This is a genomic window from uncultured Endozoicomonas sp., assembly GCF_947495845.1.
Lineage (GTDB): Bacteria > Pseudomonadota > Gammaproteobacteria > Pseudomonadales > Endozoicomonadaceae > Endozoicomonas.
The window spans coordinates 1-18,060 of the sequence record NZ_CANMAO010000030.1 but is presented as its reverse complement, the minus strand read 5'-3'; the positions used below and the strand labels follow the sequence as shown (position 1 = coordinate 18,060).

Below are 18,060 nucleotides of genomic sequence, written 5' to 3'. Positions count from 1 at the left end.
GGAGCCGCTTATGCCGGTTAGTGATAGTCGCAATAATAAATAAAACACACACTACAGGGAGCAATTCCGATTATGAAAACCCTCGCCAAAAGCGTACTGGGTGTGGCTGTTGCTGCAGCCGTAGCTTCTACTTCTGTTCAGGCTGCTGAAGAAATTGTAACAATTGATCCTAGTCTGACGTTTACTTATAAAAACTACTACTGGGATAACACCGCCAAAGATACCGGTGATAAAGATACCAGTGAATGGGCGCATGGCCTGATCGCTGATTTCGACACTGGTTATGTAAATGATCTGGTAGGTGCTGTTGTCACTGCCGGTTATGCCGGTGCATTGGATAACGATGGTTCTTTCTCAAACGTTGCTGAAGGCAGTAATGGCAAAGATGGCAATGACGTAACAGGATTCCAACAGGCTTACCTAAAAGCAAAAACTACTTTTAGTGGTGTTGATTTTGCTGGCTCTGTTGGTGTTAAAAAGCGTGGCACTGAAACTTATTCAGACTCTGGCTCTCGTATCCTTGCAGCTAGCTCAAACGGTTACGATCTATCTGCTGGTTTCGGTGGTGCTAATGTTTATTTCACTGAAATCACCGGTGTTAGTCAGCGTAATGAGTCAGCGTTCAGTAATTCTGTTGACGAAGAACTGAAAATTTTGGGGGCCAACTACAGCTATGAAGGTCTTGGTCTCGCTGCTGAGTTCGGAAAAGTTAATGAAGGTCTGGAGCAGTCTTTCCTGAAAGCATCTTATGGGTTTGACCTGGATGATAATAGCTCAATTGATCTCGATGCCCGTTATGGTAAGGCTGAAAGTGATAAGTCAGGTGATAACTATGAATCAAAATATTACAACCTGAATGCAGCTTATAATTTCGGCAGCGCATATGTTGGATTGGGCTACAACATTACATCTGATGATGACTTCGAGACTGATTACCTTGGTGGAAGTTCTAACGATAAGTTTAACTCCAGTCTTGCGCAGTGGGAAAACTACGCTCTGGAAGATGAGAAAGCTTATGTTGTAAGTGCTGGTTACAACTTTGCTGACCAAGGTCTTGAAGGTCTGAGTTGGGATCTGTGGTACGCCAAAGGTAAAGATGCTAAAGACGTTGCAGACTTCAAGCGTCGTGAATACGGAAGCTACCTGTCTTATGCGTTTGACGGCTCTTTGGAAGGGTTGTCACTGGCTTGGCTGCATATTAATTACCGTGCAGAAGGTACTGCGGAAGGAGAGAGAGCTGCCGCAGCTAATCAGAACTTAGGCACTATCTACAACACCAATGTTGATCGTTTCTTCCTGACCTACTCTGTTTCAGTATTCTAAACCCGCTGTCACAGCTATATAAAAGAGGGCCTTGTGCCCTCTTTTTTATGCCCATAAGACCAATGATCCCGTTCAATCCTGTCAGACTGGTTATACTTCAGTAACTATCAGGGATTTTGTGCAGGGATGAGGCTCTCAGGGGCATGGATAATCAACCGACTACCGCGTCTAACGTACTGGGCTGGATGGCTCAGGGCGGCACTTTTCAGAAACTCCGCAATATCAGTCAAAGCCAGCTGGATGAAGCCTATAAAGTGGCGTTCACCCAGTTTAATGCTGGGCAATATAAAGACGCAGTGACAATTTTTCGTCACCTTTGTTTGATGAACCACACTTGCCATCGTTACTTTCTTGGGTTGGGAATGTCTCTGTTTGAACTTGGGCGATTTGATCTGGCGATAGCGTCACTTTCCTACGCCGAAAAAATCGAGCCAAAAGACCCAAGGGCTTCTCTGGTGATGGGTAAAAGTTTTAAGGCCATGAATCAGAAAACGCTGGCTTTGAAATCGCTGTCCGAAGCGATCTTCAGAGCGCAGAAAGGTGTTCGGTGGAAAAGCGAATTACACATTGCTCAGCGCCTGTTTGCGGCGTTGAAAAATAAAAGATAAAGGAATATTGGATTCAGGGAGGAGGTTTCTATGACAAGCCCAATAAGCGGCAGTGGCAGTACGCCATCCACAGAGCCAGTTTCATCATCAACAGCAGCAGCTGTTAATAATAGCGATACGGAAAGTACGGTCAGTAGTGGTTATGGTTCTGATGATTCAGTGTCATACACCGAAGGCGATGGAACGGCTTCTGAAAGCAGTGAGGTTGCCCTCGATACGCCTTCATCATCAGAAGTGGATGAGACCTCAATTGAAAGCGTCATTTCACGGCGCTTGGCAGCAACCACCAGTTTGCTGTCGTCGTATAGTAGCTTTATGTCCTCTGGTGGGTTTGATATTCAGTCAGATACCGCGTCCATTCTGCTGGTGCTTCGAGGCCTGGTGAATGATGTGAAAGTGATTAATCAGGCACAAGGTATTGCAACCGTTGCTGGTGAAAGGATGTTTGTGCAGCGAATGCATTCTAGTGCCGCTGAGATAACCTCTGAAATTGACGCGCTTGAGGCAGAAATTGAAACTCAGTCAACAGCGTTAGAAGCTAAGGAAGAACAATTGTCGGCAACCAGGGGGTCGCTGACAGTTCTGACTGATGTCCTCACTGCTGCACAAAATGGCGATACTATTGATCCAGACTTGAGCGCGGACTTTGAGGCTGCTTTTGCAGATAAACCAGAAGTCATTAACGCAATACGCCAGATCCAAAATGCGGTTTCGGCTGGTGCGGCGCCGAATGAGGATGATCTGGATGTGGCTACTGGTGAGGTGTCACGCCTGGAGGCAGAAGAGAGCTCTTTGCAGGCGGAGGTCGACACGCTGAATGATAATCTCGCTGAACTAAATGCTTCGAATACGCAGTATGGCATTCTTGTCACTATTAAGAGTGTATTGGCGGCATTGGGTGATAAAGAAGAGGTAGTTGTTCGCGCCTTTGAAAATGACGCCACTCGAACGGTGAATAATGAAAATGCCGAGTCGGGAGAAGAAAAACTGCAAGCGTTAAAAGCAGAGCTGCAACGCTTGCGAGAAGTGTTTGAAGATAAGGCTGCAAAAGATAAAATTAAATCATCGTTTATTGAGCAATTAAGAGCCGACGCGAAAGAAAGTGACAATGTGCGCTATGAAACAATTGATCCACAAGGTATAGCGGTTCAGCTTAGAGAAGTTTTATTGCCTGAAATCTTCGGTGATCTGGCAGAAGTATTTGATCTGCAAAATGTGGATGCGTTGAATTTTATTAATAATCAAGATACGCCTTCGCCACAGGATATTCAGAGCGTTTCAGAAGCTCTGGCGGTGGTGCTGTTATCCGGTATTGAAAATCATCACGGTAATAACGCTCTGGCTAATGATGACTCCGGCTCCTTCGCTTTATCGCTACTTAGAGAAAAGATGACTGGCGAACTGGGTGAGTTGGCGGCAAAGCTGGATCAGCAACCCGTTTTGGATGGAGTATCAAGAGATCAGATTTCCCGGCTTCTGGATGCTGAGCGTAAAGTGGATGAATTGGTTCTGAACGCCAGAAAAGATCAGACGCTTTCTCAGGCGGCGATACGAAGAGCTAACAGAGCTTGATCATCAAGCGCTGTTAAACTCTTCTTTACAAGAACCGATTACAAAAAACGGCTACAAAAATATTCCCCGATGTGCAGTTATACCAATGTCGTTTTTAAATTGTGGAGTGAGCAAGTTATTTTGGGTGAGTGGGCAAGGCGAAGAGACGAGTCATAGCCGTAGCTATGGCGAGGAGCTTCAACGCTGATCCAGTCGTCCAAAATGGCTGCGCAGCCCATAATTTAAAAACAGAATTGGTATTAGCACCAGTTAGTGATCATGGAGGATTGCTATGGCGGATTCAATCAATAAAACAGGCACTACTTCAGATGCTCCTTCAGTGGGTATTGTTTCCGGCAGTGAGCAGTCACCCAAAGGTGAAATCAGTTCCGGGTACAGCCCCGAGTCAACAGTTTCCCATGCGCAATCACACGAAAAAGGCATAAGTGTCTCAACAAAAATGGACTCTGTAACGCTTGATGAACCATCAATGGACGACAGTGATGATGTAAATACCGAGCTGCCTTTTCAGAAAAAACTCAAAATGATTACCGGTCAGTTATCCAGTTATAACGATTATCTCAGAACCGGCAGCTTCGATTTTCAAGCGGATTCAACCACAATACTGATTGTATTGAGAGGCATGATTAGTGACCTGAAAATTGTCAATAATGCGCAGAGGATTGCCACTGCAGCAGAGGAGCGGCGGCAGTATCAGGAAATGAAACTTGAGGTGGCCGTGCTGGTTACCGAAATCGCACAAATTGGAGAGCAGTTGGTTGCTTTAAGGCTTGAGCTCGCGGATAAAATCAGAGAGTTGGCCAGTACGCAAGTAGTGCATGGGCAGTTAATGCTTGCGCTCACCGCAGCTCAGGGTGGTGTTGCTGAAAACCACAACGATATTATTTTAGCGGTACAGCAAGCTTATAAACATCGTCCGGAAGTTATTTCTGCATTAAAAGACATAAATTCCGCTGAAAAAAATGGTAATCCAGTTAATCCAGATCACTTGCTTTTGATTAATGAAGAGTTGAGTGAGCTGGGTACAGAAATGAGCGAGATTCAGGAAGAAATAAAAAACCTGAAAGCGTCAATTGAAGCAGCGGAAAAAGCGCGGGCGGAAAAGCTGACAGAGTTGACGGTAAAAGAGGTGCTACTCACTCTCTATTTGTATGAAGATATTATTCATCGGGCGCTGTCGGTGGGTCCGGTACGGGCATTTTCTAAAGAAGATGTTGAATCCGGTGAAGAGCGCTTGCATGAGCTTAAGCTTGAGCTGCAACGCTTGCGTCAGTACTTTGAAAGTGAAGAAATGGAGCAGGTTTTACAGGATGAGCTGGCGAGGATACAGCAGTTGGATTTTACTAATGTTGGTTCGAGTCAGACTGAGAAAGTAGCCAGCCAGGCTGCAGGTGAGCAGCGCAGGGAAGAGCTGGTACAGCAAATATTTGGTGGTTTGCTGAAGCAATACGCACCTGGGCAGGTCCGAGAGGCAAACGATTTCAGAGTGAATGATTCAACGCCTGATTATGCGGTAGAAGATATTTATCAGGCACTGTCGGTCATTCTTCTGGCTCGGGGCCTTAACGGTGATCATCTTAGTCGTTCAGCTGGGCAAACTTATCTCGGTGATAACTTGAGCCTCGAAGGTGCGGATAGTCCTATCGTCTTTGCTCGTCTCTTGCTGACTGAGCAGCTCTCAGAGTTTGGTGATGCGTTGATGCAGCAAGCTGGTCTGGAGCAAGCCTCCAAGGAGCAGGTTAATAGCTTTCTGGATTCAGAAATGCAAATGCAGGAACTGATGACGGTTATCCAGAAAGGGAAGGAGGATGCCCAGGCAACGATCAAAAAAGGTGGTTGGGCTTGATGTCATTCTTTTAAACCGTTTGATTCTTCCAATATACCCGTCGCCTTTCAAGTTGCTACTTTGTTGGCTGCGCTCGCTCACCCCGATCACCTACTATTTGTAGGTTCACGGGACCCGAGGGCCTAAAGGCTTCACTCACTTGCCGCCGCGTAGCAACTTGAAATCCTTTGTGTATAAGCCGCGTAGTCTCTTGCGCGGCTTTTTTATTTCCCCTTTTTTATTTCCCCTTTTTTATTGACAACGGCTGACTCTCTCTGCCTTTGGGGTATAATGGCGGTTTTGCGAAAATCCGCACTCTGGTGAGTCCCGGTGTGTGGAGGATTCATTGTAAGAAAGTTGAGAGTAAAGGTAGACCAGCGTCGATGCCGATCTATGAATACCAGTGCGAGCAGTGCTCTGAAGTCACTGAAGCCATTCAAAAATTCAGTGATGCCCCGTTAAGCGATTGCCCGACCTGTGGCGAACCGGCACTGAAGAAGTTGTTGAGCGCCCCGGCGTTTCGTCTGGGCGGCAGCGGTTGGTACGAAACCGATTTTAAAGGTGGAAGCAAGAAGAACCTGGCTTCCAGTGATAACCACTGCCCGTCGAAAGACACCAAAAGCGGCTGTGGCGGTTGTGCGGCAACCAGCGATTGATTTGTATTCCGGTACGAAGATTCCGGATGTGAAGTTTTTGAGTTCCTGATAAGAGGTATATTATGCGCAGCCATTATTGCGGCGAACTGAATCTTTCCCACGATGGGCAGGAAGTCACCCTGTGCGGATGGGTACATCGCCGTCGTGACCACGGTGGTGTTATCTTTCTGGATCTGCGTGACCGCGAAGGCCTGACACAGGTTGTGGTTGATCCGGATACCGTAGAAGCGTTTGCCCTGGCGGATAAGGCGCGCAGCGAATACGTTCTGAAAATCACCGGCTTTGTTCGTCCACGCCCGGAAGGCACCGTGAACAAGAACATGTCTACCGGTGAAATCGAAGTTCTGGGTAAGCAGGTAGAAATCCTGAATCAGGCACAAACACCTCCGTTCCAGATCGAAGGTTACACCGATGTGGGCGAAGACGTTCGTCTGCGTCACCGTGTGATTGACCTACGTCGTCCGGAAATGCAGGAAAAAATGATTATCCGCAGCAAAGCGACTTCTGTGGTTCGCCGCTATATGGAAGACAACGGCTTCCTGGATATCGAAACGCCAATGCTGACTCGCGCGACCCCAGAAGGCGCTCGTGACTATCTGGTGCCAAGTCGTGTTCACCCTGGACATTTCTACGCGCTTCCACAGTCACCACAGCTGTTCAAGCAGATGCTGATGGTTTCTGGTTTTGACCGCTACTATCAGATTGTTAAATGTTTCCGTGATGAAGACTTACGTGCTGATCGTCAGCCAGAATTCACCCAGATCGATATTGAAACTTCCTTCCTGGAAGAAGATCAGATCATGGCAATCACCGAATCCCTGATCAAAAAGCTGTTCACCGAAGTGAAAGGCGTTGATCTGGGCGGTGAATTCCCGCGCATGACATACGCCGACGCTATCAAGCGCTTTGGTTCTGATAAGCCAGACATGCGAATCCCACTGGAAATCGTTGACGTTGCCGATCTGATGGCGGGCGTTGATTTCAAAGTATTCAAAGGCCCGGCGGAAGATCCAAAAGGCCGTGTTGCTGCCCTGAAAGTCACCGGCGGTGCCGAGCTGAGCCGTAAGCAGATTGATGACTACACCAAGTTCGTCAGTATTTACGGTGCAAAAGGTCTGGCCTGGATCAAGGTCAACGAGCTAGAAAAAGGCGTTGAAGGCCTGCAGTCTCCGATCATCAAGTTCCTGGGCGATGACGTGACCATGAACATCATGTCTCGCATTGGCGCAGCTAATGGCGACATCGTGTTCTTTGGTGCGGATAAAGAAACCATCGTGAACGAAGCGCTGGGTGCATTGCGCAGTAAAGTGGGCGAAGACTTGAATCTTTACACTTGCGATTGGGCGCCACTGTGGGTAGTTGACTTCCCGATGTTTGAAGAAAACGACGATGGCTCTCTGACGGCACTGCATCACCCATTCACCGCGCCAACCTGTTCACCAGAAGAGCTGGAAGCCAATCCAAAGGCAGCCTTGTCTCGCGCCTACGATATGGTGTTGAATGGTTATGAAGTGGGCGGTGGTTCTGTGCGTATCCACCGTCAGGATATGCAGGAAGCGGTATTCCGTGTACTGAATATTCAGGAAGAAGAGCAGCGTGAGAAGTTTGGCTTCCTGCTGGACGCTCTGAAGTACGGTGCGCCGCCTCACGGTGGTCTGGCTTTTGGTCTGGATCGTCTGGTGATGTTGCTGTGCGGTACAACCAACATTCGTGAAGTGATTGCCTTCCCGAAAACCCAGTCAGCGTCCTGTTTGCTGACTCAGGCGCCGGGTGAAGTGGAAAGCCAGCAGCTGAGTGATTTGAATCTGCGTATTCGTCGCGATCCGGCGTCTGCAACCAGTCACTGATTAATAAGTGGCAGCTTCTTTAGAGGCTGCCAGTAAAGTTCCAAACAGAGGTTTTCTATGGCAGGTCATAGTAAATGGGCCAACATTAAACACCGCAAGGCTGCACAGGACGCCAAGCGGGGAAAAGTCTTCACCAAAATCATCCGTGAGCTGGTGGTTGCAGCCAAGCAGGGCGGTGGAGCGGTAGAAGATAATCCAAAGCTTCGTGCGATTGTGGATAAGGCGCTGGCCGCCAACATGACCCGCGACACCATCAACAGAGCCATTGCTCGTGGTGCTGGTGGTGATGACGATTCCAACATGGAAGAAGTCACCTACGAAGGTTATGGCGCTGGTGGTATTGCGGTGCTGGTTGAATGTTTGACGGACAACCGTAATCGTACCGTTGCGGAAGTGCGTCATGCGTTCTCCAAACACGGCGGCAACCTTGGGACTGACGGTTCCGTTGCGTACATGTTCGAACGCAAAGGTCAGATCTTCTTTGAAGAAGGTGCCGATGAAGAGCAGGTGATGGACGCCGCTCTGGAAGCCGGTGCTGAAGACGTTGTGGCCAATGATGATGGTTCCATCGAAGTGCTGACCGAATGGACTGAGTTCATGGCGGTAAAAGATGCACTGGAAGCGGCTGGCCTGACGCCTGCGGGTGGCGAGGTCGCTATGATCGCTTCTCTACAAACAGAACTGGATTTAGCTGGTGCAGAAAAAATCATGAAGCTGATTGATCGTCTGGAAGATCTGGACGATGTGCAGAATGTTTACACCAATGCGGATATTTCTGCTGAGGTGATGGAACAGCTGGGCTGATTTTATTGGATTGGTTGACGAGCTAAAAATGCCTGGTGTGAAAACACCGGGCATTTTTTATGGTTTAAGGGAGTAACAGGTGGGTTTTTGGTGTCTGAGTAATGTGCGCAATGTTATGCGTATCACCAGAACATAAATAAAACTAACTTATTACTGGAGAAAAGCATGGAACCATCTAATCAATCCGGAAGAGCCGGAGGTACTGGCTGGCCAAAGCCAAATCTAGAGCCGCAGTCGGAAGCTGATCAAGTTGTTCGTAAGGATGGAAAGAGTATTGAGCAGGTTGAAGGCGTTAACCTACTAAATAAAGGCTCAAAAGGGCCGGCATATACTGGTATTGCAGACAGGAAAACTGATCAGGTTATGCCTCAAATTCCTGAGTCTTCTGAATGTGAAAATCTAAAAACTGGGGAGCGAGTGTCTATTTTTACCGAAGTCTCTAAAGGAGTGGAAGTGCAAGCGTTTGGTGTCGTTGAGTGGACTGGATTTATTAATGATAATAAACATCAGGGGCTTTATGCTGGAATCAAGCTGGATATACCTTATGGCAATGGAAGAGGTACTGTAAGTGGTGTGCCCTTATTTCAAACTGAGGAAGGCCATGCAGCAATAGTGCCGTTTGATAGTGTATTAAAGAGCGAATGAAAAGATTTTTTCAGAAGTATTCACAAATTAAATAGCAACGTGATGGTAAAAAGGGTGAGGGTCAAAAAGGTTATGATCAATAAGGTTTTAGCTTGGTTATTCATTGCAAACTTGTCCCAAAAAGCAACGTACCAAGATTAAGCCTTTGTGCCTTGTTTTCGTAGTCTGTTTTAGTAATGCACTGTTTCTCAATTGTAAGGGAGCTATGCGATATTGTTCTGGAAAGGTGTACATATATACAGTATTATTTTTACAGTAATACAGCTTTGAAGGACAGGAATGGCCATCTTATTGGGAATTGATCCAGGCTCCAGGATCACAGGCTATGGCGTTATTGAAGAGATTGGCTCCCAGTGCAAATATGTAGCGTCCGGTTGTATTCGCATACAGGATGCACCGTTACCAGAACGTTTGTTGCAAATATTTCAGGGCATCAATACGGTGATTGAAATGTACGCACCGCAATCGGTGGGTATTGAACAGGTGTTTATGGCGCGCAATGCGGATTCCGCTTTAAAACTCGGGCAGGCTCGGGGTGCTGCGATTGTTGCTTCAGTGAATCATGGGTTGGAAGTCTCTGAATACTCTGCCCGGCAGGTAAAGCAGGCAGTGGTAGGTACAGGTTCAGCGGAGAAATCCCAAGTGCAACATATGATTACCTCCATTTTAAAGTTGGATAAAACACCACAGGCAGATGCCGCAGATGCACTGGCTATCGCTCTTTGCCACTCTCACACCCGCGCCAGTCTTGTGCGCATGGCTGGTGCCACCGGGCGAAGAAATCGTCGTTTACGTTAAGGATCTGATCACATGATTGGCAGACTTCGTGGAATTTTGCTGGAAAAAAAAGCACCTAACCTGCTGATTGATGTATCGGGTGTAGGTTATGACGTAGAAGCACCCATGTCGGTGTTTTACCGCCTGCCTGAGACTGGCGAAGAAGTGATTATTTATACTCACTTTGTCGTGCGTGAAGATGCTCAGTTACTCTATGGTTTTAGTGATGCCAGAGAGCGTGAACTATTTCGTACCCTGATCAAAGTAAACGGGGTTGGTCCAAAGTTGGGTTTAACACTACTATCTGGTATTGATGCTACTGAGTTTGTGCGCAGTGTGCACGATGGCGATAGCTCGAGACTGGTTAAATTGCCGGGCGTTGGCAAAAAAACAGCAGAACGTTTGATTGTCGAGCTTAAGGACAAACTCTCAAAATGGGATACAAGCGCGGCGTCGTTTGATGGCCTGAGCGGCACACCATTGGGCCAAGTGGTTGAACGCCAGGATGCAGAATCTGAGCAGGAAGCGATCAGCGCGTTAGTTGCCCTGGGCTATAAATCTCAGGATGCGAGCAAGGTCATTGCCCGAATTAAAGTGGATGGCCTGTCTAGCGAAGAGTTAATTCGACAGGCTCTGAAGAGCATGATCTAAACGACAGCAGGCCTGCGGACAATGATACGGATAGAGTCTATACAAATGATCATCGTTGCCATCCATATAAATCCGTAGGTCACCCATTGCGCTGTTGGTAATGGTTCCCGAAGAATGAAAACCGCGACCATAAAGATAATCACCGGCTCCAGATAGCTGAGCAGGCCGAACAAGCTAACGGGGAGCGACTTTGAAGCGGCTACATAGACCAACATGGCAGCAGTAGTTAGCACGCCAAGCCCGGGAAGCAGCAGATATAGATGGCTCTGCGCCATTAATGCAGATGAAAAACTGTTATCTGTAGCAATGGCAAAAAGGGCAAAAGGAAGCAGCAACATATTCTCAAAGAAGAAGCAGGTAAGACTGTTAACCTTCACTTTTCTGCGAATGAGAAAGTAGAAAGGGTACCCAGCAGCAACGGCCACAGCGACCCAGGAAAGAGAACCAAACTGATATATTTCATGTCCAACACCGATGGCGGCGAGAATGGCGGCAGTTAACTGGAGCGGGCGGAGCTTTTCTCCGTAAGCTATACGACCTGTTAACACTAATGTCAGAGGAAGAAAAAAGTAGCCCAGAGAAAGCTCCGTTGTAAGATCATTTACCGGTGCCCAGACGAAAAGCCACCACTGAACAGCCACCAAGGCCGTACCCACTGAGAGCAGAGCGACATTTTTAGGTTGTGAAAACAGCGCTCTTAGATAACCCAATTGTTTAAACAGAACCAACGCAATGAATGCGGTGATGGCTGAGAACAAAATACGGTTCCAAAATAACAAGGAGCCATCCAGAGGTTCTAAAAATTGAACATACCATGGGATCAACCCAAACAGCAGGGAGGCAAGGATGGAACAGGTCAACCCGGTTGTGGATAGTTGTGATGACATTACAGCTCTGCCAAGTTAATAGGACAATTAGCACTACTCGTGGTAAGTCTTGATAGCATAGTCGCTAAAAAGCTGTTCATGATCTTTTGCAGCTTGCAGAAAGATCATTAACAGCTTCTCAAGGCATACCCGATTCATTTACGGCAGATTAGACAGTACTTTGGTTCTTTAGTTCCATTCGTGATTATGCGTTCGCATCACCACCTTGTAGTGGTAATCTGTTACTAATTATTTATTGGAAAACATCATGATAGAAGCTGATCGCTTGATTTCGGCACAGGAACGCCCTAATGAAGAAGTGCAGGATCGTGCCATACGTCCTGTTCGCCTCAGCGAATATACTGGCCAGCCAAAAGTCAGGGAGCAGATGGACATCTTTATCCAGGCTGCCAGAAAGCGTAACGATGCCTTGGATCACACCTTGATTTTTGGACCACCTGGTCTTGGTAAAACGACACTATCCCATATACTGGCTAATGAAATGGGCAGTAAGATTCGCTCAACATCAGGACCGGTTATTGAAAAAGCCGGTGACTTAGCGGCGCTGCTTACGAACCTTGAACCCAACGACATTCTTTTTATTGATGAAATTCACCGGCTGAGTCCAGCAGTAGAGGAAATATTGTATCCGGCTATGGAAGACTATCAGTTGGATATCATGATCGGTGAAGGGCCTGCGGCTCGATCCATTAAGCTAGATCTTCCCCCTTTTACGCTGGTTGGCGCAACCACAAGAGCAGGCTTGCTCACCTCCCCGCTAAGAGATCGGTTTGGCATTGTTCAGCGTTTAGAGTTTTATAATGTTGCTGATCTATGTGACATCGTACTTCGTTCCGGAAGAATACTGGGTGTTCAAATGGATAACGAGGCTGCTAGTGAAATAGCTCGCCGCTCAAGAGGAACCCCACGAATTGCCAATCGATTACTCCGTAGAGTACGAGATTATGCAGAAGTAAAAGGTAATGGTGTGGTAACGAAAGAGCTGGCAGATGGAGCACTGACCATGTTGGATGTTGACAGCAATGGCTTTGATAATATGGATCGTCGCTTACTGTTAGCAATGATTGAAAAGTTTGACGGTGGTCCAGTTGGTATAGATAGCTTGGCAGCTGCGATCAGCGAGGAAAGAGATACTATTGAAGATGTGCTGGAGCCCTATCTTATTCAGCAAGGTTATATTATGAGAACTACGAGAGGGAGAGTGTTGACAAAAAGCGCATATCTGCATTTTGGATATCAATATAATAAGTAATATCCGCAGCAAGCCTAAGTGCTCGATCATATGAAATCGAATATTTCTGGCTTAGTGGTTGGTTACTCTGCAAGGCACATCGGAGTGAGCATAGCCTTTATGCCCTATGGGTATTAGCTATGTGATCGTAGATGTAACGCCGCACGACAGCAGGGATGCAGGAGGTAGTGCAAGGCAGGAGCAGGTTGCCGAGAGTGGCTAACCAATGAACCAGAAAATATGATTTCATATGGTTGGGTACTTATGAGTTGATTTCACAGTTTTGATACATCATGGGCTAAAATATTTTTTATTTGAAATTGTTCAGCTAAATTTCAGAGGCTTAGAGTATTGCGGCTAAATTGAAATATGAAAGCAACTAATAAGTAGTTAACCACCTGAAATCATATTTTCTGACTTGTTGATCAGGCTCTCTGACTGCGTTGCAACTCTGGTCACATAGCTCGCTATGCTCCCGCCGTTGGGCCTTGCAGAGAACCTGGTCAACAAGCCAGAAATATTCGATTCCAAATGGCCAACTACTTAAGCGAAATGAGAAGTAGATGGTACCAACATTGGGTAATGTTATCGAATTACAGAAAATTGAAGGAAGTTGGATGATAAGTTTGAATATAATGAATTGCATGCTAATGACAATATTTTGTGAAATTGGAATAGCAATAGAGTTAAATGATTGTTTGGATGATTTCCTGAGACTTACGCTTCAGGTATAACCGCTCTTCTTGAACAAAGAGTACTAAAAAAATGGCGATGGGTAGTAATTTTGGTGGCACAGTCAGGGGTGGTGCTGGTTACAGTAATGAATCATTAGAGACGAAAGTAGGAATTGATAATAAAAAAGTGGCCTCGTTGAATGAAAAAGGCACAATGGGTGTTGCAGGGGTTGCTATAGTCATCAACCCTAAAAAAAATATTCCACTCCAGCCGAAGCATCCTTCCTTACGTACACAGAAACTGCCGACTGATAGTAAAATATCGTCTTCTAAAATAAATAGACTGTTAGTCTCATCTCATCAACTAGACGTAAAATTTAATTTTTCTTCCGGAATTGATCCTGTACCGAAAGAAAAGCGTAGGTTAATCCGTTTAGAGAGTATTCCAGAGAGAGGCGGTAGTGTTGAAGCATGGGAGAATTTTCCATATATGAAATATTTTTTTAACGGAATTTGTGAAAAAAAAGAAGATGGCTCCGAAGTTTTTAAGCAAGATCACGAAGTAGTAAAACAACTTTGGGAAATGTATAAAGAAAAAAAAATGATCTCAGGTGTATTGTATGATCTCGAGTTTTCACTAAAAGATAGTGATTCAGGGAATGGCTGTGATCTATATGTGAGTATCAAAAATAGTAAATATTCAGAAGCTAAAACACCACAGCTGGAAGTCTACAGCGACTATTTTAAGGGTGGTTCTTTAGGCTGGGGAAATGTAGAGGATAAAAATGTAGAGTTTGATATAGGTGATTGGGGTGTGATAGGAGGGTTTAGGTTGGCCACGTTGGATGATATGAATGCATATAAGGGGATTGTTGATAGATTGGTTGAGTTGCAAAGAAAATATGATGTTGGCGTTTTTACGGCTTTAATAAAGTTTAGAAAAGAGATACCACTATCTCAGGAGGTGTCAAATTTTTCCTCGTTCAGGTATGTGTTTCAAAAAGAAATAGATATGTCTTGTTTGTCATTTAGCAGAAGTATATCTGATCAAAATGATAGCCCTGTTTATTTAGAGTATCAGATTCCAGTTAAAAAGATTGATGAATCTAATTTGCTGGATGATATGATTGATGATAAAAAAGAGTACCCGGCAACATTGAAAAAACTAGTAAGAACTCAATCTAATAGTAGGTTGACTAATGATGAGGTAAATAATAGGTTGATCTGGCATGGAACTAATCAGGTTCTGGAAGCAATATTAAAAGAGGTGAGTAGTGATTTTGGTTTGAAGTCAAGTGTTTTGGGGGAGGGAATATCTCAGAGAGTTTATGATCATAAGCTATTTCCTGGGCTTGTTGTTAAAATGATCAAGAACGGAATGCCGCAACAAAAGGCGGTAATAACGTTGAATTCGATAAGGGTCTCTATGAGCCTTATCAAAGAAGCCTTTGAAACCAAGGTTGATGTTGATGGTGTGGGCAAACTCATGAGTGTAAAACTAAGCCCTGTTATCTATTCAATGTTTAAAATTTCAGGTGCTAAGGTTGCAGGTGCTAAAGTTGCAGAAGGTGGAACAGAAGACTTATTTATCTGTGCAGGTGTTCAAAAGAAATATAAAAAAGAAAATATGGTTAGTGAAATTTTAGCTAATTCTGATAATAGTGTAGAATATAAAACTGAAATTATTAGGAGTATTATTAAGTGTGTCATGCAATGTAAAGCTTTTAATGAAAAAAGTGCCGTTGCCGGTGATAGACCAATTTTGACATGCATGGTAGATCCAAACCCGGAAAATTTTGTACTTGTGAAAGAAGATGGTGAAGAGGTACTGCATTGTATTGATGCTTCACCTCCTTTTTTTACATGTGATGGTGAAATAGCCCCAGGTACAGAGTTTGTTACCACTAAATACCCCTCATTGCGTGATGTCAGAATTAAAAAGATATCTACTTGTTTTTGTACATCACTTTTACATTCTTATACAATGACTCGAAGATTATTCGAGGAATTTAATGGACAGAAAGAGAGTTTAGAATCTACTCATGTAAAATCAATAAATAATGATAAATGCTGTAAAAGTATGAAACAAGTGGTAGGGATCTTCAGTACAGAGTTGGCGAAGGTTGCAGAGTTTACTAATTGGCTTTGTCTACACTTTCTCGGTACAAGTGATGCAAAAGAATGTAAGAATGCTCTTCATTCCAAAGAAGAAGAGCTGGCAGAACTTGTTAATGAGAAATTTATAGCTTTTATGAAATCTGATTCTTTAATTACTTATATGGGAAGACATAGTGATTTAAACATCCGGGATGGCTCGAGGGTGTTGGATTTTGTTTCTGGTCGTGACCTTAAATTTCTTAAAGAGATCGGAGGCCAGTGTCAGGATACTGAATTGGCGAGAGATAGTTTTGATTTAGGGGGTGCAGCAAAAATAAATAAGAGATTAAGTGTTTTTAACAGAGATGAAATGGATTGTTATCTAAGGAGTGTTTGTGGGTTTAAATATAAACTTATCTCTAAGGAGTCATTGTTGGAAAAAGGAAATATTCAATCGGTTGTCGGATGCTGGTTGAAGAACAGTTATCATAAAATAAGTTCTGATGATAAATGTGCAAGTACTGATATTTCGGTTAGGTATTCTGAGGTGCTAAAGAAAATCCTGAGCCAGGGGGATTGTGGGAAGGTATTTACGGTTCCAGTATTGTTAAGAGTATTGAGAGAGTTAACAGGAGATCGTATTGAATTAACTGTTATCGAACCTTTCCCGAAGGAAGGAAGTAAGATCAGGCTTGTTTCTTATAGCTATGAACCTAAAAAAAATAGCACAGGAGAAGATGTTCGGAATATTGTTATAGCTGAATCTTATCCTGAATTTGATGATGAGTTGTTTTCACACTTGCAAGATAAATCTTCATTGCTGTTATTTAATCATGTTGTCCCTGATCAGTATTTTAATGAAGACTTAGAGCTTTTTGTCTGGTCTTGCTTTTCAATAGATGGATGCTCTGAAATCCCACAACCCGTATGCAATAATTTGAAAAATTTGGTGAGCGTGGGGAAAAGTTCTATTGAGGACTTGATGGTTTGTGAAAAGATATTTTGCGCTCTTAATCAGCTAACCTGTCTCAGAGTCGGGGCTGAAGTTGAGAAAGTTCAAGAGGCTTTTCTAAAAAAAATTGCAAGGTTTTTACCAGATGAATGTATGTGCCAATCTAAAGAATTTCCACAATTATACAATGCAGATTTCTCTGGCTTATCCACTACATTGTATCCAGTAGAAAAATTGTTGAATGGTTATATTTCTTATCTACTGTCTATCTCTAAAGGCGGTGCTGCAATTTTGAACTCTGAGACAAATGCGCCGAAGACGATTTTTATTCTGATGCATTCTGTCATAAGTAGTCACTATACCCTTTGGCAGTTCGAAACTATAAGGAGTGAAGAGTGGGGGAGGGATGCCTGTTTATATTTTAGAGATAATTATAGCATCACTGAAATTACCAAATTGTTTTCAGAGGAGGGTAAAGATAGTGATTATATATTTTTAGGTGGGCTTTATGGGTTTTGCAGTGGAGATTATGCTCAGGTGAGTGACTTAACTGTAATTTGTAAATCAGGTTCATATAATGATCTATTGGATTCTATTCCTCATGTTGAGAGGTGATAAATCATTTTTTTCTTTGTTCTGGTTAAACGTTTTCTTACTGGAATTGTCTAAGGTTTATTTGTTTGTTGAGTTGTTTCTAAATGTCTGGTAAATCTATTTCAATAAGGAAAAAGATTGCTCTATTTAACCTGCTTCCAGCATTTGTATTTTACATTATTCTATCTTTTGTTTTTTTATTTTTTGCTTTTAGATATATATCTTCTGAAATAGCAATAAATCATATTAATGAAACATTGCGTTACTCGGCGGTTGTTGATGGAAATTTGAGGTTTGTGGTCACTCTTGGTTGGGCTCTTTCTTCGGTTTCAACTATTTCTGATTTAGAAAACTTTGGTTTGAATGACTTTCTTAATAACGATGAAAGTATTGGTCATATCGTTTCTGTTAGTTTGGTAGAATTTATTGAAAGCCAGGCAGGTTATGATAGAAATGATCGTGTTTTGTGGTATTCCGACCATTCTCAAATTTCTGAGAACGTTCTTTTTGAAGTATATCCACATGTTGATGATACCTATTTTCTTGATAACGATAGTCTCAGAAAAAATGGGCAGTACTGGTATGTGCATGGAGTGATTAAGGAACCAGACTCGTTTATTACAAGTTATCTTGTCAGGAGTATTAGACAAAGTGGGCGGCTGGGTTTTGTTCGTATAGATATAGATGGGCGTAAACTATTAGGCGATGCAGTAAATTTGAGTCATGATTCTCGTGCTATTATTGCGAATCAGCATGGTGATATTGTATTTGCTAACGGAATCTCTTTACCAAGAATGAGATCTATTCATGAGTTTGCTAAAAAAGGGCCATGTACAGGGTACTCGACTTTAGAGTTCCCAAAGCACAATAGTTCAACAACAATCGAATAATCAGCTAAAAAGCAACCATCCCCAACG

14 protein-coding genes are annotated in these 18,060 nt (G+C 44.0%); 13 read left to right on the top strand and 1 reads right to left on the bottom strand.

Annotated elements, in window-relative coordinates:
- Positions 1-72: 72 nt before the first annotated feature.
- The 10 genes from Q1B11_RS16420 to ruvA all read left to right on the top strand — a co-directional run bounded on the left by Q1B11_RS16420 (position 73) and on the right by ruvA (position 10,708).
- Positions 73-1,323, top strand: a complete 1,251-nt coding sequence (locus Q1B11_RS16420) for an OprD family outer membrane porin (RefSeq protein ID WP_299734395.1) — start codon at positions 73-75, stop codon at positions 1,321-1,323.
- A gap of 143 nt (positions 1,324-1,466) precedes the next feature.
- Positions 1,467-1,931, top strand: coding sequence for a tetratricopeptide repeat protein (locus Q1B11_RS16415; protein WP_067514564.1), 465 nt, complete (start codon positions 1,467-1,469; stop codon positions 1,929-1,931).
- 30 nt (positions 1,932-1,961) lie between these two features.
- A complete protein-coding gene (locus Q1B11_RS16410; RefSeq protein ID WP_299734393.1) occupies positions 1,962-3,503 on the top strand; it encodes a hypothetical protein in 1,542 nt (513 codons plus the stop codon).
- Positions 3,504-3,774: 271 nt separating this feature from the next.
- Positions 3,775-5,349: a hypothetical protein gene (locus tag Q1B11_RS16405; protein WP_299734391.1), complete on the top strand. Its 1,575-nt coding sequence runs from the start codon at positions 3,775-3,777 to the stop codon at positions 5,347-5,349.
- 362 nt (positions 5,350-5,711) lie between these two features.
- Positions 5,712-5,984 carry an FmdB family zinc ribbon protein gene (locus Q1B11_RS16400; protein ID WP_299734389.1) on the top strand — a complete coding sequence of 91 codons (273 nt, stop codon included), beginning with the start codon at positions 5,712-5,714 and terminating at the stop codon, positions 5,982-5,984.
- Positions 5,985-6,046: 62 nt separating this feature from the next.
- Positions 6,047-7,831: an aspartate--tRNA ligase gene (gene aspS / locus Q1B11_RS16395; RefSeq protein ID WP_299734388.1), complete on the top strand. Its 1,785-nt coding sequence runs from the start codon at positions 6,047-6,049 to the stop codon at positions 7,829-7,831.
- A gap of 57 nt (positions 7,832-7,888) precedes the next feature.
- Positions 7,889-8,635 carry a YebC/PmpR family DNA-binding transcriptional regulator gene (locus Q1B11_RS16390; RefSeq protein WP_299734387.1) on the top strand — a complete coding sequence of 249 codons (747 nt, stop codon included), beginning with the start codon at positions 7,889-7,891 and terminating at the stop codon, positions 8,633-8,635.
- 165 nt (positions 8,636-8,800) lie between these two features.
- A complete protein-coding gene (locus tag Q1B11_RS16385; protein ID WP_299734386.1) occupies positions 8,801-9,280 on the top strand; it encodes a CAP-Gly domain-containing protein in 480 nt (159 codons plus the stop codon).
- A 279-nt stretch (positions 9,281-9,559) separates the two neighbouring features.
- A complete protein-coding gene (ruvC, locus tag Q1B11_RS16380) occupies positions 9,560-10,078 on the top strand; it encodes a crossover junction endodeoxyribonuclease RuvC (RefSeq protein WP_067514546.1) in 519 nt (172 codons plus the stop codon).
- Positions 10,079-10,090: 12 nt separating this feature from the next.
- A complete protein-coding gene (ruvA, locus tag Q1B11_RS16375) occupies positions 10,091-10,708 on the top strand; it encodes a Holliday junction branch migration protein RuvA (protein ID WP_299734385.1) in 618 nt (205 codons plus the stop codon).
- Here ruvA and rarD read toward each other — a convergent pair.
- The gene (gene rarD / locus Q1B11_RS16370; protein ID WP_299734384.1) at positions 10,705-11,595 is read right to left on the bottom strand and encodes an EamA family transporter RarD; all 891 of its coding nucleotides are present in this window, start codon (positions 11,593-11,595) and stop codon (positions 10,705-10,707) included. The two genes, ruvA and rarD, sit on opposite strands and share 4 nt — an antisense overlap.
- A gap of 247 nt (positions 11,596-11,842) precedes the next feature.
- On the opposite strand from rarD, the gene ruvB reads away from it, so the two are divergent.
- The 3 genes from ruvB to Q1B11_RS16355 all read left to right on the top strand — a co-directional run bounded on the left by ruvB (position 11,843) and on the right by Q1B11_RS16355 (position 18,033).
- Positions 11,843-12,847: a Holliday junction branch migration DNA helicase RuvB gene (gene ruvB / locus Q1B11_RS16365; protein ID WP_299734383.1), complete on the top strand. Its 1,005-nt coding sequence runs from the start codon at positions 11,843-11,845 to the stop codon at positions 12,845-12,847.
- A gap of 744 nt (positions 12,848-13,591) precedes the next feature.
- On the top strand, positions 13,592-17,164 hold the full coding sequence (locus Q1B11_RS16360) for a hypothetical protein (protein ID WP_299734382.1): 3,573 nt from the start codon (positions 13,592-13,594) through the stop codon (positions 17,162-17,164).
- An 83-nt stretch (positions 17,165-17,247) separates the two neighbouring features.
- Complete coding sequence (locus Q1B11_RS16355; RefSeq protein WP_299734381.1) at positions 17,248-18,033, top strand: hypothetical protein; 786 nt, start codon at positions 17,248-17,250, stop codon at positions 18,031-18,033.
- The last annotated feature ends 27 nt before the right edge of the window (positions 18,034-18,060 follow it).